The sequence below is a fragment of the Trujillonella endophytica genome (genome assembly GCF_900110555.1).
In the GTDB taxonomy this organism is placed as follows: Bacteria; Actinomycetota; Actinomycetes; order Mycobacteriales; family Geodermatophilaceae; genus Trujillonella; species Trujillonella endophytica.
The window spans coordinates 14,492-32,849 of record NZ_FOEE01000009.1 but is presented as its reverse complement, the minus strand read 5'-3'; the positions used below and the strand labels follow the sequence as shown (position 1 = coordinate 32,849).

18 protein-coding genes are annotated in these 18,358 nt (G+C 74.4%); 9 read left to right on the top strand and 9 right to left on the bottom strand.

Annotation, left to right across the window (positions count from 1 at the left end):
• Window positions 1–102: 102 nt before the first annotated feature.
• Window positions 103–1,341 carry an ABC transporter substrate-binding protein gene (locus BMY88_RS14730; RefSeq protein WP_091944858.1) on the bottom strand — a complete coding sequence of 413 codons (1,239 nt, stop codon included), beginning with the start codon at window positions 1,339–1,341 and terminating at the stop codon, window positions 103–105.
• 252 nt (window positions 1,342–1,593) lie between these two features.
• Between BMY88_RS14730 and BMY88_RS14725 the strand changes: the two genes are divergently transcribed.
• The 4 genes from BMY88_RS14725 (at window position 1,594) to BMY88_RS14710 (ending at window position 6,446) form a co-directional block, all read left to right on the top strand.
• Window positions 1,594–3,030 (top strand): acyl-CoA dehydrogenase family protein, encoded by a 1,437-nt coding sequence (locus tag BMY88_RS14725; RefSeq protein WP_091944855.1) that lies wholly within the window; start codon window positions 1,594–1,596, stop codon window positions 3,028–3,030.
• Window positions 3,027–4,079, top strand: a complete 1,053-nt coding sequence (locus BMY88_RS14720) for a phosphotransferase family protein (RefSeq protein WP_211435667.1) — start codon at window positions 3,027–3,029, stop codon at window positions 4,077–4,079. The genes BMY88_RS14725 and BMY88_RS14720 overlap by 4 nt, the downstream gene beginning before the upstream one ends.
• 142 nt (window positions 4,080–4,221) lie before the next feature.
• On the top strand, window positions 4,222–5,691 hold the full coding sequence (locus BMY88_RS14715; RefSeq protein WP_211435666.1) for an aldehyde dehydrogenase family protein: 1,470 nt from the start codon (window positions 4,222–4,224) through the stop codon (window positions 5,689–5,691).
• 11 nt (window positions 5,692–5,702) lie between these two features.
• Window positions 5,703–6,446 (top strand): SDR family NAD(P)-dependent oxidoreductase, encoded by a 744-nt coding sequence (locus BMY88_RS14710; protein ID WP_091944852.1) that lies wholly within the window; start codon window positions 5,703–5,705, stop codon window positions 6,444–6,446.
• A gap of 10 nt (window positions 6,447–6,456) precedes the next feature.
• Here the strand turns inward: BMY88_RS14710 and BMY88_RS14705 are convergent, their stop codons facing one another.
• A complete protein-coding gene (locus BMY88_RS14705) occupies window positions 6,457–7,515 on the bottom strand; it encodes an NAD-dependent epimerase/dehydratase family protein (RefSeq protein WP_091944850.1) in 1,059 nt (352 codons plus the stop codon).
• Window positions 7,516–7,562: 47 nt separating this feature from the next.
• Window positions 7,563–8,912, bottom strand: a complete 1,350-nt coding sequence (locus tag BMY88_RS14700; RefSeq protein ID WP_091944847.1) for an MFS transporter — start codon at window positions 8,910–8,912, stop codon at window positions 7,563–7,565.
• A gap of 221 nt (window positions 8,913–9,133) precedes the next feature.
• On the opposite strand from BMY88_RS14700, the gene BMY88_RS14695 reads away from it, so the two are divergent.
• Window positions 9,134–9,652, top strand: a complete 519-nt coding sequence (locus tag BMY88_RS14695) for a dimethylamine monooxygenase subunit DmmA family protein (RefSeq protein WP_139220486.1) — start codon at window positions 9,134–9,136, stop codon at window positions 9,650–9,652.
• A gap of 39 nt (window positions 9,653–9,691) precedes the next feature.
• On the opposite strand, the gene BMY88_RS14690 is transcribed toward BMY88_RS14695, so the two are convergent.
• The 4 genes from BMY88_RS14690 to BMY88_RS14675 are packed head-to-tail and all read right to left on the bottom strand — an operon-like array spanning window position 9,692 to window position 12,621.
• The gene (locus tag BMY88_RS14690; RefSeq protein ID WP_244524698.1) at window positions 9,692–10,342 is read right to left on the bottom strand and encodes a pyridoxamine 5'-phosphate oxidase family protein; all 651 of its coding nucleotides are present in this window, start codon (window positions 10,340–10,342) and stop codon (window positions 9,692–9,694) included.
• Between the two features lie 41 nt (window positions 10,343–10,383).
• Complete coding sequence (locus tag BMY88_RS14685) at window positions 10,384–11,223, bottom strand: alpha/beta fold hydrolase (protein WP_091944838.1); 840 nt, start codon at window positions 11,221–11,223, stop codon at window positions 10,384–10,386.
• A gap of 53 nt (window positions 11,224–11,276) precedes the next feature.
• The gene (locus tag BMY88_RS14680) at window positions 11,277–11,912 is read right to left on the bottom strand and encodes a TetR/AcrR family transcriptional regulator (RefSeq protein ID WP_091944836.1); all 636 of its coding nucleotides are present in this window, start codon (window positions 11,910–11,912) and stop codon (window positions 11,277–11,279) included.
• Window positions 11,899–12,621, bottom strand: a complete 723-nt coding sequence (locus BMY88_RS14675) for a hypothetical protein (protein WP_091944833.1) — start codon at window positions 12,619–12,621, stop codon at window positions 11,899–11,901. The genes BMY88_RS14680 and BMY88_RS14675 overlap by 14 nt, the downstream gene beginning before the upstream one ends.
• Before the next feature lie 77 nt (window positions 12,622–12,698).
• On the opposite strand from BMY88_RS14675, the gene idi reads away from it, so the two are divergent.
• The 4 genes from idi (at window position 12,699) to BMY88_RS14655 (ending at window position 15,379) form a co-directional block, all read left to right on the top strand.
• Complete coding sequence (gene idi, locus BMY88_RS14670) at window positions 12,699–13,232, top strand: isopentenyl-diphosphate Delta-isomerase (protein WP_091944830.1); 534 nt, start codon at window positions 12,699–12,701, stop codon at window positions 13,230–13,232.
• A 125-nt stretch (window positions 13,233–13,357) separates the two neighbouring features.
• Window positions 13,358–14,137, top strand: a complete 780-nt coding sequence (locus BMY88_RS14665) for a polysaccharide deacetylase family protein (RefSeq protein WP_091944828.1) — start codon at window positions 13,358–13,360, stop codon at window positions 14,135–14,137.
• Window positions 14,138–14,324: 187 nt separating this feature from the next.
• Entirely contained in the window at window positions 14,325–15,104 is a 780-nt protein-coding gene (locus tag BMY88_RS14660; protein ID WP_091944825.1) for an SDR family NAD(P)-dependent oxidoreductase, read from the top strand.
• Between the two features lie 11 nt (window positions 15,105–15,115).
• Entirely contained in the window at window positions 15,116–15,379 is a 264-nt protein-coding gene (locus BMY88_RS14655; protein ID WP_091944822.1) for a hypothetical protein, read from the top strand.
• Between the two features lie 7 nt (window positions 15,380–15,386).
• Here BMY88_RS14655 and BMY88_RS14650 read toward each other — a convergent pair whose 3' ends face one another.
• Both BMY88_RS14650 and BMY88_RS14645 read right to left on the bottom strand, forming a co-directional pair.
• On the bottom strand, window positions 15,387–17,702 hold the full coding sequence (locus tag BMY88_RS14650) for a SpoIIE family protein phosphatase (RefSeq protein WP_091945329.1): 2,316 nt from the start codon (window positions 17,700–17,702) through the stop codon (window positions 15,387–15,389).
• Window positions 17,699–18,310, bottom strand: a complete 612-nt coding sequence (locus tag BMY88_RS14645; RefSeq protein ID WP_091944819.1) for a biliverdin-producing heme oxygenase — start codon at window positions 18,308–18,310, stop codon at window positions 17,699–17,701. The genes BMY88_RS14650 and BMY88_RS14645 overlap by 4 nt, the downstream gene beginning before the upstream one ends.
• Window positions 18,311–18,358: the final 48 nt, after the last annotated feature.

Sequence of the window (18,358 nt, the reverse complement as noted above, 5' to 3'; positions counted from 1 at the left end):
TCTGCGCTCGGTGTGTCGGTCGGTGGACGACGGTCGGGCCGACCGCCCGCGCGACGAATGCGCACGGGACCGGCCGGCCCGACCGTCCACCACCGGGTCAGGTCATTCGATGCGTGTGCCGCACAGCGGCGCCGCACCCTCCACAGCGACGAACTCCTCGCCCTCCAGCGTCACGAAGTACTGGCACAGCTCGTCGGCCTCCGTGGTGGTGTAGTCGATCGGAGCGGGGAACAGCCCGCTCCCGTCGTAGCTGTCGCTCTCGTTCACGGCGGCGATGAAGTCGGTCTGCGAGGCGTCGCAGCCGGCCTGCTCGAGCCCGTAGATCAGCAGATCCGCGTTGAACCAGCCCGAGACCATGCCGTAGGTCGGGATCCCCGACTCGATGCCCTGCTCCCGGACGGCGTTGGCCAGGCGCTCGGTCGACTCGGTGCCGAGCGAGACCGGGGCGTAGGCGATCGAGAAGCTCACGCCCTGCGCGGCCGCCACGGCCGGCTCGGACTCGAGCAGGTCGTTGCCGTAGCCGGTCGCGGCGAGGATCCCCGCGAGCTCGACGTCGTTCTGCCGCAGCCCCTCGACGATCGCCAGCGCCGTGTCGAAGGTGATCGGCAGGTAGAGGACGTCGGCGCCGGAGTCCCGGATGCCGAGCACGATGGCCCCGACGTCCGTGGAGCCGAAGGGCACCTCGGTGTTGAGGTAGCCCACGTCGAGGCCGGCCTCCTCGGCCGACACCGCGGCCGCGTCCAGGGCGCCGCTGGAGCTGGCGACCGGGAAGGAGGCCCCGGCGATCTTCGTCCCGCCGATCGTGTCGAAGTAGTCGCCGATGACGGTGTAGGCCGCGCCGGCGTCGGGGATGGGCTGGGCCTGGAACATGTTGTTGTCCAGCGCCCGCCATCCCGGGTCCTGGTCGGAGGCGTCGCCGAGGACCGGGACGTCGGAGGCCTGCGTGGTGAGGTAGGCGGACGCGCCGTAGACGAACGGCGACGTCGACAGGATGGCGTAGACCTCCTCCTGCTGGACGAGGCGCTGCGCGCTGGTCAGCGCGCCGGCGGGATCGACCGTGTCGGCCTCGACGACCTCGAACTCGACGTCGGCGCACTCGCCGCCCTCCTCGGCGTACGCGGCCAGCCGGGCCTCGACCCCGGTCCGGGCGGCGTCGCCGTAGGTGGCCGCGGCGGGTCCGCTCAGCGGGGTGAGGATGCCGACCTTCACCGTCTGGGAGCCCCCGCCACCGCCCCCGCTGGAGCTCTCGTCGCCGCCCTCCTCGTCGTCGCTCCCGCACGCAGCCATGGCGATCAGCAGTGCGGCCGTACCGGCGATCGCCGTCAGTCGTCTCGTTCGCATAGTCCGTCGTCTCCTCGTCGATGAGCAGTGCCAGGTGGTGCGGTGGACCGGTGGGACGTCGAGCGGCGGAGTTCGCTCCTCGGATGGGTCTGTGCCCGGGCCGGTGGTGCTGGCAGATTGTGATGCACGTCATGCCCGGTCGACGGAAAGGATGCCAGAATGTTGTTCTTGACGGCAAGAACCTTGTCCTGTCACTGTCGGGACAGCGTTGATCGGGACAGCACTGAGCAGTGAGTCGGAAGGAAACAAGCAATGTCGTGGGACTTCGAGACCGACGCCGAGTACCAGGAGAAGCTGGACTGGGCGGACCGCTTCGTGCGCGAGGAGGTCGAGCCGCTGGACCTGGCCTTCCCGATGCAGATGTTCGATCCGCTGCGCGGCAAGGCGCGTGAGGTCGTCCAGCCGCTGAAGGAGAAGGTCCGGGAGCAGGGCCTCTGGGCGACCCACCTCGCGCCGGAGCTGGGCGGGCAGGGGTTCGGGCAGGTGAAGCTGGCCCTGCTCAACGAGATCCTGGGCCGGTCGCAGTGGGCGCCGATCGTCTTCGGGACGCAGGCGCCGGACACGGGCAACGCCGAGATCCTGGCCCACTACGGCACCGAGGAGCAGAAGGAGCGCTACCTCAAGCCGCTGCTGGAGGGGGAGATCTTCTCCTGCTACGCGATGACCGAGCCGCACGGCGGGTCGGACCCCAAGCAGTTCACCACCAAGGCCGTGCGCGACGGCGACGACTGGGTCATCAACGGCGCGAAGTACTACGCCTCGAACGCGAAGACGGCGTCGTTCTTCATCGTGATGGCGAAGACCGACCTCGACGCCGACCCGTACAAGAGCATGACGATGTTCCTGGTGCCGGCCACCACGCCCGGCATCCGCATCGAGCGCAACGTCGGACTGGCGTTCGACACCGAGGACGAGGCGCTGCACGCCGACCTGCGGTTCACCGACGTCCGGATCCCGGGCGACTCGGTGCTCGGCGGCGTGGGCCAGGCGTTCGTCATCTCCCAGACCCGCCTCGGCGGCGGGCGCATCCACCACGCCATGCGCACGATCGCGCAGGCCGGGCAGGCGCTGGACATGCTGGCCGAGCGGGCGATCAGCCGCCGGACGCAGGGCACCCTGCTGGCCGACAAGCAGTTCGTCCAGGGCTACATCGCCGACTCCTGGGCCCAGCTGCAGATGTTCCGGCTGATGGTGCTGCAGACGGCCTGGAAGATCGACAAGTACAACGACTACCGCAAGGTCCGCAAGGACATCGCCGCCTGCAAGGCCGTGATGCCGAAGGTCTACCACGACATCGCCCAGCGGGCCCTGCACCTGCACGGCGCCCTCGGCGTCAGCAACGACATGCCCCTGGCCCACATGATGTTCGGCGCGGAGACCATGGCCGTCGTCGACGGGCCGACCGAGGTGCACCAGGTGACCGTCGCCCGGCAGGTGCTGCGCGACTACACCCCGGTCGACGGCAACCCCAGCGCCTTCGTCCCGGCCAAGCGCGCGGCCGCGCTGGCCAAGTTCGGCATGACCCAGGTGAACCCGTCGCCCACCGAGCCCTTCCCGGGGACCGTGCCCACCGTGCAGTCGGACTACCCCTGGCCGGGCACCGAGGCATCGGTCCGGGCCAACGCCGCGGCCGGGGCCGGCCGGGTCGAGGCCGTCCACCCCGACGCCGAGCTCGTGGCCCAGCCGTGACCGCCGTGGAGGAGGGCGCCAAGACCCTGGACGTTGAGCGGCTCGGTACATGGCTCGACTCCCAGGGGGTGGCCGTCGGCGCACCGCTGGAGCACCGGTTCGTCTCCGGCGGATCGCAGAACGAGATCTACGAGATCCGGCGGGGCGACGTCCACGGCGCGCTCCGGATGCCGCCGACCGACGCCCCCGCCCAGCGGGACGACGGCATCCTCCGGGAGTGGCGGATCATCGCCGCGCTCGACGGCAGCGAGGTGCCGCACACCCCCGCCATCGCGGTGTGCGAGGACTCCTCGGTGCTGGGCCGGCCGTTCTACATCATGGGCTTCGTCGACGGCTGGTCGCCGATGAACATGGCCGACCGCAAGTGGCCCGAGCCCTTCGGCAGCGACCTGTCGGCCCGCCGCGGCCTGGCGCTGCAGCTGGTCGAGGGCATCGCCCTGATGTCGAAGCTGGACTGGAAGGCGGCCGGGCTCGAGGGCCTGGGCCGGCCGGACAACTTCCACGAGCGGCAGGTCGACCGCTGGACGACGTTCCTCCAGCGGGTCGAGGGGGCCCGGCAGCTCCCGGGCTTCGAGGAGACGTCGGCCTGGCTGCGCAGCCACAAGCCGCTGGACTTCGTGCCGGGCCTGATGCACGGCGACTACCAGTTCGCCAACGTCATGTTCAAGCACGGCGCTCCCGCCCGGCTCGCGGCGATCATCGACTGGGAGATGGGCACCATCGGGGACCCCAAGCTCGACCTGGCCCTCGTGGTCGGCGGCTGGCCCGACGACCCGGACGCGCCCACGGAGAAGGGTCAGGGCTACGTGGACCTGCGCGGGATGCCCGGCCGGGAGGAGCTGCTCGAGCACTTCTCGACGAGCGCCGGCCGCCAGGTCGACGACATGGACTACTACAACGTGCTGATCAAGTTCAAGCACGCCATCGTCCTGGAGCAGGGGTTCCAGCGCTCGACGCCGGGTTCCACGCGCGAGGCCTTCGGACCGATCGCGCTGTCGATGATGGCGGACGCCGCCGAGCTGGCCTCGACCAGCGACTACCGGGGCTGACCGCTCCGCCACGGCGTCCCGCCGGTCCCGGTTCGGGACCGGCGGGACGCCGTGGGCTCCTCCCACCTCCGTCGGCCACGCGCCGGCGGTCCACGGCACAGCAGGACCCTCAGCTCACCGACGAGCACGGAAGGCCAGGACGATGTCCCAGGGCGAGAAGCGGATGTTGATCGACGGCGAGCTGGTCCTCGCCGACTCCGGGCGGACGTTCGAGAACGTCAACCCGGCCACCGAGGAGGTCATCGGCGAGGTCGCCGACGCCTCGGCGGCGGAGATGGAGCGGGCGATCGTCGCCGCGCGCCGCGCCTTCGAGGAGACGAGCTGGGCGACCGACCACGCGTTCCGCGCCCGCTGCCTCGGCCAGCTGCAGGAGGCGCTCGAGGGCGAGCGCGAGGAGATCCGCGAGGAGCTCATCGCCGAGGTCGGCTGCCCGCGGATGATCACCGCCGGGCCGCAGTTCGAGTCGCCCCTCGAGGACGGCCTGAAGTGGCCGGCCAAGTTCATCGAGCAGTACCCGTGGGTGACCGAGCTGCCCGACGGCCCCGGCCTGGGCGGCGACGGCACCCACGTGCGGCAGGTCTGGAAGGAGCCGGTGGGCGTCGTCGGGGCGATCACGCCCTGGAACTTCCCCTTCGAGGTCAACCTCAACAAGATCGGCCAGGCGCTGGCCACCGGCAACACCGTGGTGCTCAAGCCTGCGCCGGACACCCCCTTCACCGCGACCCGCCTCGGCCGGCTCGTGGCCGAGCGGACCGACATCCCCGCGGGCGTGTTCAACGTGGTCACCTCCTCGGACCACCTGGTGGGGGAGCAGCTGACGCTCTCCCCGCTCGTCGACCTGATCTCCTTCACCGGCTCCACCGCCGTGGGCCGGCGGATCATGGAGAAGGGCGCCGCGACGATGAAGCGGCTGTTCCTGGAGCTGGGCGGCAAGTCGGCGACCATCGTGCTGGACGACGCCGACCTGCCCACGGCCGTCATGGCCGGCATGGGTGCCTGCTACCACGCCGGCCAGGGGTGCGCGATCCAGACGCGGATGCTGCTGCCGCGCTCCCGCTACGACGAGGGCCTCGCGATCATCGAGCAGATGTTCGCCAACGTCCCGTACGGCGACCCGCAGCGGCCCGACGTCATGATGGGCCCGCTGATCTCGGCCAAGCAGCGCGACCGCGTCGAGGAGCTCATCGCCACGGGGGTCCGGGAGGGTGCGCGCCTGGTGCTCGGCGGCAAGCGCCCGGAGCACCTGCCGAAGGGGTACTACGTCGAGCCCACCCTGTTCGCCGACGTGGACAACTCGATGGCGATCGCCCAGCAGGAGATCTTCGGCCCCGTGCTCGTCGTCATCCCCTTCGACGACGACGAGGACGCCGTGCGGATCGCCAACGACAGCGAGTACGGCCTCGGCGGGGGCGTCTGGTCCGGATCGCTGGAGCGCGGTCGGGCGATCGCCAAGCGGATCCGCGCCGGGCAGGTGACCGTCAACGGCGGGAACACCTACGGCCCGGACATGCCCTTCGGCGGGTACAAGAGCAGCGGCATCGGCCGGCAGAACGGCAGCTACGGGTTCGACCAGTACCTCGAGACCAAGGCCGTCGCCTGGCCGCGGCCCTGAGCGGCCCCGGGATGCAGCGCCTGGAGGGCCGCGTCGCCGTGGTGACCGGGGCGGGCAGCGGCATCGGGCTCGCGGTCTCCGAGGCGTTCGTGGCCGAGGGCATGCGCGTGGTGCTGGCCGATCTCGACCCCGACGCCGTCCGTGGGCACGCCGACCGGTTGGCCGCCGGGGGCGCGCAGGTGCTGGCGGCGACCGTGGACGTGCGCGACCCGGCCGCGGTCGAGGACCTCGGCCGGGTCGCCGTCGACCGGTTCGGCGGGGTGAACGTCGCGGTCAACAACGCCGGGATCGTCAACCGGGGCAACTCGTGGGAGCTGTCGCTCGAGGAGTGGCACCGCGTGCTCGACGTGAACCTGTGGGGGGTCATCCACGGCATCCGGGCGTTCGTGCCCCGCATCCTGGCCACGGGCGAGGAGGGGCACGTCGTGAACACGGCATCGATGGCCGCCGTCAACATCATCGCGAAGCTCGGTCCCTACACGGTCGCCAAGCACGGACTGCTGGGGCTGTCCGACGTGCTCCGCGCCGAGCTCGCGGCCCTCGGGGCGCCGGTGGGGGTGAGCGTCGTGATGCCGGGCGCCATCAGGACGGGCATGAACCCCTACGGCACGGTGACCGCCGAGCAGGTGGCCGCCAACGTCGTCGACGCGATCCGCCGGGGACGGGACTACGTGTTCACCGACGACCACAGCACCGACGAGGTCGAGCAACGGCTGCGCGCGATCCTCCGCGCCCGCGAGGACGTCGTGAGCTGACCGCGGTCGGTCAGCCGGCCGGGGCCAGCAGCGGGCCGGGGGCGCCGTCCCCGCGGCCGAGCGCCGCGACGAACTCGCGCAGCACGTCGTCGCCGGCGTGGATCGGCGCCCAGCCGAGCTGGGTGCGGGCGCGGGTGGCGTCGAGCGCGGGCGCGCCCAGGCCGAGGTCCAGCCAGCCGGGCTCGGTCGGGACCAGGTAGGCCGCGTGCGCCGCCGCCAGCGCCGCCCGCAGCGCCACCGCCGGCACCGCGATGCGTCGGGTGCCGAGCGCGCGGGCGAGGCCGTCGGCGTCCAGCGTGGGTTCGGCGGTCAGGTTGAACGGCCCCGGAGCACGGCGGTCGAGCATGCGGACCAGCGCGTCGGCGACGTCGTCGGCGTGCACGAACCCCACGCGCAGCGCCGGCAGCGGGAGCGGGAGCGCCTGTGCCACCGGCCCGGGCAGCGCTCGCGCCGCGGCGTACAGCAGCGGGCCGAGGAAGTAGCGGCCGATCTCGCTGGCGGCGTCGGGCTGCAGCACCAGGGTGGGGCGGACGACGGTCAGCACGGTGTCCGGGCGGTGGCCGAGCACCTGGCGCACCACCCGCTCGGCCGCGCTCTTGTCGCGGCTGTACTGCGAGCTGGGGATGCCCGTCGTCGGCCAGTTCTCGCTCACCTGCTGGTCCCGGGCACCGGCGGCGTAGGCGCCGAGGGAGGACATGTGCACGAACTGCGGCACCCCGGCGCGGGCCGCGGCGCGGGCCACCCGGTAGGTGCCGTCGACGTTGACCGCGTGCAGCAACCCGGGGCGCCGGCCGGGCTGCAGGGCCCAGGCCAGGTGCACGACGGCGTCCACGCCCGCGACGAACTCGGGCAGCCGCTCCTCGCTCGCCGGCTCGCCGAGATCGACCAGGTGCCAGTCGACACCGGCGTACGGGGTGAGCTCCGGCGGTTGCCGGCGGGCCAGCCCCCGCACCTCGGCGACGCCGAGCGCGGGATCGGTCAGCCGGCGCAGCAGGGCGGTCCCGACGTTGCCGCTGGCGCCGGTGACGGCGACCCGCAGGCCCTGCAGGTGTCCGGGTGAGTCGGCCATGGGCTGCCGCTACCCGTGCCGACCGGCGTCCACCCGTCGGCCGCGGGTCAGGCGGCGTCCTCCAGCGTCCGGCCACGCTGCTCGGGCAGCCACAGCGAGGCGGTGGCCGCCATCAGGAAGAAGGCCGCGAACACCCCGAAGACCAGCGGCTCGCCGCCGGCGTCCAGCAGCGGCGGGACGCACAGCGGGGCCGCGATGGAGGCGATCCGGCCGAAGCCGGCCGCGGCGCCGGCGCCCGTGCCGCGCAGGGCCGTCGGATAGACCTCCGGCGTCACCGCGTAGACCGCCCCCCACGCGCCCAGGTTGAAGAACGACAGCGCCATGCCGAACGCGAGCACCGTGGCCGTGCCGTCGGCGACGGCGAACAGCCCGGCGCTCAGCGCGGATCCCGCCAGGAAGGTCGCCAGCGTCGGCCGGCGCCCCCAGACCTCGACGAGGACGGCGGCCACCGCGTAGCCGGGCAGCTGCGCCAGCGTGATCACCAGCGTGTACCCGAAGGACTGCACCAGCGACAGGCCGGAGGCGACCAGCAGCGTGGGCAGCCAGATGAAGGCGCCGTAGTAGGCGAAGTTGATGCCGAACCAGACCGTCCACAGCGCCGCGGTGCGGCGGCGGTGGGCGGGGTCCCAGAGCCGCGCCGGGGAGGCGGGGACCGACGGGGGTGCGGCGTCGCCCGCCGGAGGCTCCCCGGCGGGGGGCGCCACCCCGGCCGAGCGCTCGAACCGCCGGACGGCGGCCTCGGCCTCCCCGGTGCGGCCCCGGAGCTCGAGGAACCGCACCGACTCGGGCAGCCCGCGGCGGACCACCACCGCGTACACCGCCGGCGCGGCGCCCAGCAGCAGGGCCCAGCGCCAGCCGGCGTCGCTGCGCGGGACGACGACGTAGCCGATGATCGCCGCGAGCAGCCACCCCACCGCCCAGAACGCCTCGAGCGCGACCACGATCCGCCCGCGCAGCCGCGCGGGGGCGTACTCGCTCACCAGGGTGGAGGCGACGGGCAGCTCGGCGCCCAGCCCGAGGCCGATGAGGAACCGGAACACCAGCAGCGCGCCGACCGACCAGGACAGCGCCGCCGCGCCGGTGGCGAACCCGAACAGCAGCAGCGTGAGCGCGAAGACCTGCCGCCGCCCGAAGCGGTCCGCGAGCAGGCCGCCGAGCGTGGCCCCCAGCGCCATCCCGACGAAGCCGATCGAGGCGATCCACGACAGCTGGGTCGAGCTCAGCGACCACTGCTCGCGCAGCGCCGCCATGACGAAGGAGATGAGACCGACGTCCATGGCGTCGAGGGCCCAGCCGATGCCCGAGCCGCCGACGAGGCGGCCGTGCTCGCGGGTGAAGGGCAGCCGGTCCAGCCGCTGGGACCGGGTGGGCGCGGCGGGCGGGGCGTGCGTGCTCACCCGTCGGCGCTACCCCGGTCCCGGCGGGGTCACGCGGAGCGTCTCGGGAGGCCGGCGGGCAACGGGACACCCCGCGGAGGGGGCGCCGCGGTGCCGATCGCGGGCCCGTCGGAGCGATCGGTCGCCGGGAGTGGACAGGAAGTAACGATCCGGTAACCTCCGCGAGGGTCATTGGTCCCTACCGTGGTGGGACCACCACCGCTTCTCCCCCCGGAGCCTCCATGTCACAGCCCGTGCCGCCGGTCCTCTCGGAGGCGGCTCCCGAGGTCGTCGTCGACCCCTCCGCCCGGGCGATCGGCATGCTGGGCTTCGGTGCGGTCGGCATGCGCGTCGTCCGGCGCTGGATCGAACAGGTCCCCGCACGCACCCCGGTCACCTGGGCGGCCGCGCAGACGGCCGACATGGTCACGCTGACCGAGCTGGAGCGGCTGGTGACCGCGGCGCACGTCGGCTGGCGGCTGATGCTGGCCGGCCCGGAGGCCGACGTGCGCGCTGCCCGGGACGCGGCGATCCGGCTGGGCCTGGTGGACGCCGAGGTCCGTGCTGTGATCACCGCCCACGAGCAGCGCCGCGTGTGGTGCCCGCACTGCTTCGCGACCACGCGGACCGACGTCCTCCCCGGTGACCGGCTGGACTGCTCCGGGTGCACCGTTCCCCTGCGCGTCCCGGCGTCGGCGTCCCGCCCCCGCGGAACCCACGTCGGCCTCGTCGAGGGCACCCCGGCCCACCACGTCGCCTGAGCCAGGACCCCCTCGCTTCCCGCCGGGCGGCCGCACGAGCTACGGCCGGTACGCCCGGACGTGCTCGGGGACGGCGATGCCCGCGGCCAGGTCCGGCCCCGGCTCGGGCTCGCCGGCCACGCCGCGCAGCGGCAGCACCCCGGCCCAGTACGGCAGGTCCAGGTCCTCGGCGTCGTCGTTCGGCGGGCCGGTCCGGACCTTCACCGACACCTCCTCCAGCGGGAGCACCAGCACCGTGGTGGCGGCGAGCTCCCTGCGGTCGGGCGCGCGGCTTCCGGCGCTGCGCCCCGGGACGACGCCGTCCACCAGCGCCGACAGGGCGCGCGCCTTCTCCTCCGGGTCGGTGACGACGGTCGCGGTGCCCAGCGCGACCACCGACCGGTAGTTGATCGAGTGGTGGAACGCCGAGCGGGCGAGCACCAGCCCGTCCACGAGCGTCACGGTCACGCAGACGTCGAGCCCGCCGTCGATCGCGCGGCGCAGGGCGCGCGCCCCCGTGGAGCCGTGCAGGTAGAGCCGGTCGTCGATGCGGGCGTGCAACTGCGGGAGGACGACGGGCCGCCCGTCGACGACGAACCCGGCGTGGCACACCAGCGCCTCGTCGAGGACCGCGTGCACGGTCGCGCGGTCGTAGCCGACGCGCTCGCGGATGCGGGTGGGAACGGTTCTGGGGCCGGCCGGATAGGTCACGGCGACGATTCTCCGGACGCCCGCCAGCGATTTGCGCGCGGTCAGGCCGGATCGAGACTCCGGACGTGCGCCACCACCAGCTCGCCGGTGCGCTCGGCGGCGAGCTCGGGGATCCAGTGCGGCAGGCCCTCGATCACCTCGAGCCGGTAGGGGCCGGTCACGTACTGCCGGGTGGCGTCCGTGGCCGCGCGGCCCAGGAAGGGGTCGCCGGTGCTCCAGACGTGCAGCGTCGGCACCCCCACCCGGCCGATCGCGTCCCGGGCGCCGAACGGCAGCGCGCGGTACCAGTTGAGCGCCGCGGTGAGGGCGCCGGGCTCCTGCATCCGCCGTACGTAGCGGTCGACCACCTCGTCCGGCAACCCTCCGCGGTGCAGGACCCGGCGCAGCGCCGACCCGCCCCCGGCCAGCAGCAGGCGCTCCGGGACGACCGGCAGCTGGAACAGCGCCATGTAGGCCGACCGCAGCCCCTGGTCGCTGGTCACCAGCGACTTCGCCATCGCCGCGGGGTGCGGCACCGACAGCGCGGTGAGGGTGCGCACCCGCTCGGGGTACCAGGCGCCCAGCGCCCAGCCGACGATGCCGCCCCAGTCGTGGCCCACGACGTGTGCGGACTCCAGCCCGGCGGCGTCGAGGAGCGCCAGCACGTCCTGCGCGGTCTCCCGCAGCCGGTAGTCGGCGCGCCCGAGGGGGCGGGAGCCGGGGGAGTAGCCGCGCTGGTCCGGGGCGAGGGTCCGCAGCCCCGCGCCGTGCAGCACGGGCGCCAGCCGGTCGAAGGCGCTGGAGTCCTGCGGGAAACCGTGCAGCAGGACCACCGGCACACCGTCCGCCGGGCCGGCGTCGCGCACGTCGAACTCCATGCCCTGGCGGCGGAAGCTGTCCATGCCGCGACCCTGCCCCCGGGCCGCCGGGACCGCCAGCCGGTGCGACGGCGCCGTCAGCCGGTCCGTCGGCGCGGTCGGCCGGGGGAACCCGGCCCGGTGCGGCGCAGGACCCGGGCGATCAGCAGCGTGGCCGTGGCCGCCTCGGCCGCGCGGTCCCGGTCGGGCTCGGGATAGCCCCGGGTCTGGAAGGCGTCGGTCAGGGTGAGCACCCAGCGGGCCGCCGTCGCGGCGGGCATGCCGGGGTCGGCCGACCCGTCCCGGCACATCCGCTCGACCAGCTCGGCGACGCCGGCGAGCATCCGGCGGTCGTTCGCGGCGACCAGCCCGGCCACCTCCGGGTCGCGGTGCGCCTGGGCCAGCACCTCGACGACGAGCCCCGCCATGAGCGGATGGGCCGCCTCGGCCGCCAGCCGGTCGACGATGCCGGTCAGCGCCGTCCACGGGTCCGGCTGCCGTCGGGCGGCGGCGAAGGCCTCGTCCCACTCCTCCCGGTCGGCGTCGAACAGCGCGAGGAAGACGGCGCGCTTGGACGGGAAGTAGTGGAACAGCGCGCCGCTGGAGATGCCGGCCGCGCGGGCGATCTCGGCGGTGGTGGTGCCGGCGAGGCCCTGGGTGGCGAACAGCTCCAGCGCCGCCCCCACGATGGCCATCCGGCGCTCCCGGTGCCGGACGGGGTCAACGGTGCGCATCCGGGTCATCCTCTCCCGGGGGTGGCCGGCGCCGGCGACGGGCCTCGCGCACGGCCAGGACGACGCCGACGAGCACCGGGACCCAGAACTTCGCCGTCGCGAGCACCGCGGCCACCCAGCCGGGCGGCGCGAGGTCGGGCAGGTCCACGTCGGGCCACGGGATCGAGGGCAGGTCGACGTCCGGCCAGGGGATCGACGGCAGGTCGAGGGCGGGGACCAGCCCCGCCAGCCACTGCAGGAGTGGCCGCACCAGCGCCTGCAGCAGCACGGCCAGCCCCAGCAGCGCGGCCAGCGCCTTGCCGACGCCGAGGACGACGTGCCGGGTGGCCCACAGCCGGGGGTGCCGCTGCTCGAAGGCCTGCACGCGCGCGGCCGCCGTCCCGGGTGCGGGGGAGAAGGGGTGGCGCTCGGCGGTCGCCAGGGCGGCGGGGTCCGCATCGGGATCGGGATCGGCGTCGTCGTCCCCGGGGGCGTCGGCGGCCGGCCGCAGCAGCACCGTGCGCAGTGCCACGCCGGGCAGGGGGGTGACCACGACGACGACCGCCGCCCTCCCGTCGCCGAGGCGGACCGGCAGGCGGAGCAGGCCGAGGCCGTCCACCTCGGCCGCGGGGGCGGAATCGACCAGCAGCGTGACCCGTGTCCGGACGCCACGGCGCGCGATCCGGACCTCGAGGAGCCGCTCGTGCCAGCGGAGGCGGGCGCCGGTCATGAGGGCATTGTCCGACCGGTCGCTCGGTTTATCAATGCCCCGATCCCCGAGGGCCGACGATCGGGGACACTGCAGGAGTGGTTCAGGAGCTGATCGTGCTGGTCGACGAGGACGGAACGGCGATCGGCAGCATGCCCAAGCCGTTGGTGCACCACGGGGAGACGCCGTTGCACCGGGCGTTCTCCGCCTACCTGTTCGCCGACGACGGGCGGCTCCTGGTGACCCGCCGCGCGGCGGACAAGCAGACGTTCCCGGGGATGTGGACCAACACGGTCTGCGGGCATCCCGGCCCCGACGAGGACGACGCCGCCGCGATCGCCCGCCGGGCCGGCTTCGAGCTCGGCCTCGGCGTCGCCGACCTGCGTCCGGCGCTGCCCGGCTACCGCTACCGCGCCGAGTTCCGTGGCGTGGTGGAGAACGAGATCTGCCCCGTCTACCTCGGCCGGTTCACCGGCACCCCGGCGCCGGACCCGACCGAGGTCGGCGACTGGCAGCTGCTGGAGTGGACGGCGTTCCGGCGCCGGCAGGAGACCGAGGGCGACGCCTGGTCGCCGTGGTGCCGCGAGCAGGCGCGCTTGATCGAGACCGCCGGGCTCGTCCCGGCCGCCTGAGGAGACTGTCGCGCGCGAAGTGCTGGCGGAGCCGTAGCCGGGGGACGACGGCGCGTGGCGGGCGCGCGGGTGCCGGGGTGTCGCTGGCCGGGACGCGCGCAGCGGCCTCCCTAGCGTCCCGCCTCGTGGACCGCCGACGACTCCTGCTGCTGGCGGCCGGCGGGGTGCTCGGTGCCGCCGTCGGCCGGGGAACCGCCGAGCTGGTGGCGGACCGGGAGGGCGGGGCGTGGCCGGTGGCCCTGCCCGCCGCGGCCACCCCCCAGCAGCCTCCGGGCACCAGCCCGCCGCCGTCCGGGGTGGTCGACCGGCTCCCCGGGACCGGCAGCCGGCTCGCCCTCACCATCGACGACGGCGTCAGCTCCGCCGTGGTCGCCGCCTTCGCCGAGCTCGCCGCCGACACCGGGCTGCGCCTGACGTTCTTCCCCAACGGCTGCTACCGCTCCTGGTCCGACAACGCCCGCGCGCTGCGACCGCTGGTGGACTCCGGGCAGGTGGCGCTGGGCAACCACACCTGGTCGCACGCGGACCTGCGCACCCTGGACGACGCCGCGGTCGCCGAGGACATCGGCCGCAACCGGCGGTTCCTCGCCGACACCTTCGGCGCGGGGGAGACCCCGTTCTTCCGGCCGCCCTACGGCTCCCGCGACGAGCGGGTCGACCGCATCGCCGCCGACTGCGGGCACCCCACCGTCGCCATGTGGGAGGGCACGCTGGGAGACCACCGGGTGCTCGGGGCGGAGGAGCTGATGGCCGCGGCCCGGCGGTGGTTCGCCGCGCAGTGCATCGTGATCGGGCACGCCAACCACGACACCGTCACCACGGTGCTCGACCAGCTGGTGGAGCTGATCGAGGAGCGCGCGCTGGAGACGGTCACGCTGGCCGACGTGTGGGCCGCGCCGCGCTGACCGGCGGTGCGGGGGGGCGGCCACCGGTGCGGAAGGGCTCTGTTGCTCCGTGCAGAAGCGCGGTATTGCCCGGGGCAGAAGGGCGGAGTCGCCCGGATCGTCGTCGACCTGCGGCATCCGGCGGCATCGGCGAGGCTGGCGGGGACGCCGTGGTCGCGGCGGCGCGGACGGCGTGGGGGAGGCGAGGATGGCGGGCAGTCGGTCGCTGGACGGGCGGGTCGCCCTCGTCACCGGCGGGGCGAGCGGGCTCGGGCGGGCCACCTGCGTCGCGCTGGCCGGGGCCGGCGCGCACGTCGTCGTCGCCGACATCGACGCCGCGGGCAGCGAGCGGACGGCGCAGCTGGTCGGCGAGGCGGGCGGAAAGGCCGACGTCGTCGCCCTGGACGTCACCGACGACGCCGGCCGCCGGGCCGTGGTCGCGCAGCTGTTCGAGCAGCACGGCGACGCGTTCGACGTCCTGGTCAACGTCGCGGGCATCGACCGGCCCGGCTACGTCACCGACATCGACCTCGCCGACTACCAGCGGGTGCAGGCGGTCAACTGCGAGGGCCCGCTCTTCCTCACCAGCGAGTTCATGAAGCGGGTCCAGCACCTGCCCGAGGGGCGCACGGCCGACGTCGTCCACATCGTGAGCCTCTCGGCCGTCACCTCCGGCAGCGGCGCGATCGCCTACAACGGCTCCAAGGCCGGCTTCCTGAACGCCACCCGGTGCATCCAGCGGGAGCTGAGGGAGAAGGCGACCCGGGCCGACGACGGCACCGAGCGGCCGTTTCCCTGCCGGGTGCAGGCGGTGATCCCCGCCGCGATGGACACCCCGATGATGGAGCAGTGGGGGATCCCACCGCACCTGATGATGCCGCCGTCCGCGGTCGCGGAGATGGTCCGCTACCTCATCACCCTGCACCCGTCGGCCTTCGTGCCCGAGATGCAGATCGTGCCCCGTCTCGAACCGAACTTCCCCCGCTGAGGAGTGTCGCGATGACCGAGCCCGACGAGCTCGACCTGCCCGACTCGGGCATGGCGAGCGGATCCGACGCCGGCGCGCCCGGCGAGCGCCTGCGCGGGGGAGACCTGAGCCCGGACGAGCAGCGGCTGCTCGCGGAGCTGCAACGGGGGGTCGAGAGCCTGGACCGCGGCAGCGACGCCGAGCTGCGCGCCGCCGCGGACGAGGTGCCGCTGCCGGCGAAGGGCGGCCTCCAGGGCGACGGCCTGGAGGCGGAGTTCAGCGCACCGGAGCGGTAGCGCCGCCTCAGCTCTGCAGGCGGACGACGACGAGCGCGACGTCGTCCTCGGCCCCGTCGGGCACGAGCTGGGCCAGCACGCCGTCGCAGACCTCCTCGACGGGGGCCGAGCGCAGCTCGGCGAGGGCATCCCGCAGCCGCTCCACCCCGGTGTCGAACAGCTGGTCGCGGCGCTCCACCAGGCCGTCGGTGCAGAGCACCAGGGTGGAGCCGTCGGCCAGGACGGTGTCGGTGTCGGACCGGTGGGCGCCGGGGGAGACGCCGAGCAGCAGGCCGGGGCGGCCGCCGTCGAGCACCCGCACCGTGCCGTCGGGGTCCACGACCAGCGGGGGCAGGTGGCCGGCGCTGGCCCAGCGGACCGTGACGCGCCCGTCGACCCCGGGCGTGAGCCGGGCCAGCAGCACCGTGGCCATGGCGCCCAGCCCCAGGCCCTCGATCGCGGCATCGAGCCGGCCCAGCACGCAGGCCGGGCCGGCGGCGTTGTCGTAGGCGATGCCCCGCAGCAGGCCGCGCAGCTGCGCCATGTCCGCCGCGGCCGCCGTGTCGTGGCCGACGACGTCGCCGATGACCAGCACCGTGGAGCCGTCGGGCTGGGTGAACACGTCGTACCAGTCGCCGCCGACCTGGGCCTCGCGCGTGGCGGGCACGTAGCGCACGGCCATGCGCAGGTCCGGGCGGCTGGGCGGGTCCGACAGCAGGCTGCGCTGCAGGATCTCGGCGGCGCGGACGATGCTGCGCTGCCGCGCGTAGAGCGCCTCGAGCAGATGCGTGCGCAGCTCCGTGGCCTCGGCGATCTCCTGCGGGGTCCACGCCTCGGACCGGCCGCGCACGGTCTCCCGCCACCGCTCGAAGGACTTGCGCGGGCTCAGCCGGATCTCGTCGCCCTCGCGCTCGGCGATCGCCTTGTTGTCCGGGTCGCCGCCCCAGTCGATCTGCTGCACCGTCTCGCCCCGGTGCCACAGCAGGTACTGGCCCTCCAGCAGCGGCAGCACGAGCACGCCGCAGGCCACGTCGACGGGCGCGCCCAGCTGGGGCGCGAGGGCGGGCAGGGCATCGGTGGCGACGACGTCGTCCCCCAGGCCGGCGGCCCAGGCGGCGACGGCGGCCGCGATCCCCTCGGGCAGCGGCGCGCCCCGGCTGCCGGCGGCGCCCTGCAGGCACACGCTCACCCCCTCGCCGGGGATGAGGTCCAGCAGGCTCGGGGAACCGAGCAGGGTGTCGGTGAGCGGGCGGTCCTCGTCGAGGGTGGCGGCGGTGAGCCAGGCGAGGGTCGAGCGCACCCGCAGCGCGCGGTGCACCTCCTCTTCCGAGGCGCGGTCGACCAGCCGCAGCGACAGCGTCGAGCCGAGGAACTCCGCGGCCGCCCGGGTGGCGAAGGGCGGGGCGTGCGTGCCCGCGTAGTGGTGGCAGGCGATGAGCCCCCACAGCCGGTCGTCGCGCAGCAGCGAGATCGACATGGAGGCGCGCACGCCCATGTTCCCGAGGTACTCGCAGTGGATCGGCGAGACGCTGCGCAGCGTGGAGTAGGTGAGGTCCAGCGGCTCACCGGTCGCCGGGTGCGCCGTCGGCTCGATCGGCGCCGGCGCGTAGTCCACGTCGGAGATGAGCCGGATCCAGTTCTTCTCGTACAGCGCCCGGGCCTGGGCCGGGATGTCCGATGCGGGGTAGTGCAGCCCGAGGAACGAGTTCAGGCCGTCGACCTTGGCCTCGGCCACGACCTCGCCGTTGTAGTCGGCGTCGTAGCGGTAGACCATCACCCGGTCGAAGCCGGTCAGCGACTGCACCGCGCGGGCGGTGATGTCGTAGAGCTCCTGCAGCGACGAGGCGCGGTTCAGCTCGCCGACGGTGCCGCGCACCGCCTGGTAGGTGTTGGGGAACGAGAAGGGCCGCGGGCCGCGGGCGGGCTCGAGCTCGACCACCAGCGTCGTGACCGCGGGCAGATCCGGGGTGGCGTCGCCGGCGGCGCGCAGCGCCACGCGGTGCAGGATCGCGTCGACCGGCACCGGCTGGCCGCCGACGTCGAGGGTCAGCTCGATCGGGTTCCGCTCGCGGAGGTCGCCGAAGGCGCTGGCGGAGCGGGCGACCGCGTCGGCGGCGGGCACCCCGAGCACCTCCGCCAGCGACCGGCCCAGCGCGGACTCCCACGGGACGCCGATCAGGTCGGCCAGGTTGCGCGAGGCCTGCTGGACCACCTGCCCGGGCTCGTCGACGGTCAGCAGCACGCCGCGCGGCTGGATGCTGCCCGGCACGTGGATCGGCTCGCGCTCGCAGTTGCTCAGGTCGATCGGCGTCCCGGGCGGGAGGAGCTCGACCTCCCCGCTCACGCCCCGTCCGCCGTCCGCGCGGCGGAGCACCAGTCGGCGAGGACCGTGAACGTGCCGCGGGCGGCGCCCACCACGCGGTCGGCGTCCCCGCCGCCGGCCACGTGCCCCCGGACGGCGCGCCGGAAGGCCTGCCACATCGGGCCGGTGTCGGGGCCGTACGGGCTGAACGCGCGGAGCCGGACGCCGCCGGAGAGATCCGGCAGCGTGGCCAGGTGCCGGTCGATGAACGTGCCGCCGAGGGTGGAGCCCTCCAGCACGTACATCCGGCCGAGCGCGGCGTCGGTGTCGGCGACGGGCGGGAGTTCCGGACGGGCGGGGAGCCCGTCGGCGTGCCCGAGGGTCGCGAGGTCGGCGGCGAACAGCCCGGCACGGCGGCGCCGGCTCCACGTGAGGGCCTCGGCGGCGGCGGGTTCCCGCTCGGCCCAGGCGTCCAGCCCCTCCTCGGCGGCCAGCCAGAAACCGAGCATCAGGGTGAGGACGACGGCCAGCCGCTCCCGGGTGAGCTCCGGGTCCACGAGGCCGAGGATCTCCTCGACGCGCTCGTGCTCCGGGGCCGTCGCCGACCGCAGCACCGTGAGGACGTCGGCGCCCCCGCTCTCTCGAGGCAACGCCTCTCCTCCTCCAGCCGAACCGCTCCCGAGCCTAGGTCACCGGGA

Coding starts and splice junctions, on each gene's coding strand:
- BMY88_RS14730 (WP_091944858.1), bottom strand. CDS start 1,341: ATGCGAACGAGACGACTGACGGCGATCGCCGGTACGGCCGCACTGCTG.
- BMY88_RS14725 (WP_091944855.1), top strand. CDS start 1,594: ATGTCGTGGGACTTCGAGACCGACGCCGAGTACCAGGAGAAGCTGGAC.
- BMY88_RS14715 (WP_211435666.1), top strand. CDS start 4,222: ATGTCCCAGGGCGAGAAGCGGATGTTGATCGACGGCGAGCTGGTCCTC.
- BMY88_RS14710 (WP_091944852.1), top strand. CDS start 5,703: ATGCAGCGCCTGGAGGGCCGCGTCGCCGTGGTGACCGGGGCGGGCAGC.
- BMY88_RS14705 (WP_091944850.1), bottom strand. CDS start 7,515: ATGGCCGACTCACCCGGACACCTGCAGGGCCTGCGGGTCGCCGTCACC.
- BMY88_RS14695 (WP_139220486.1), top strand. CDS start 9,134: ATGTCACAGCCCGTGCCGCCGGTCCTCTCGGAGGCGGCTCCCGAGGTC.
- BMY88_RS14685 (WP_091944838.1), bottom strand. CDS start 11,223: ATGGACAGCTTCCGCCGCCAGGGCATGGAGTTCGACGTGCGCGACGCC.
- BMY88_RS14680 (WP_091944836.1), bottom strand. CDS start 11,912: ATGCGCACCGTTGACCCCGTCCGGCACCGGGAGCGCCGGATGGCCATC.
- BMY88_RS14675 (WP_091944833.1), bottom strand. CDS start 12,621: ATGACCGGCGCCCGCCTCCGCTGGCACGAGCGGCTCCTCGAGGTCCGG.
- BMY88_RS14660 (WP_091944825.1), top strand. CDS start 14,325: ATGGCGGGCAGTCGGTCGCTGGACGGGCGGGTCGCCCTCGTCACCGGC.
- BMY88_RS14655 (WP_091944822.1), top strand. CDS start 15,116: ATGACCGAGCCCGACGAGCTCGACCTGCCCGACTCGGGCATGGCGAGC.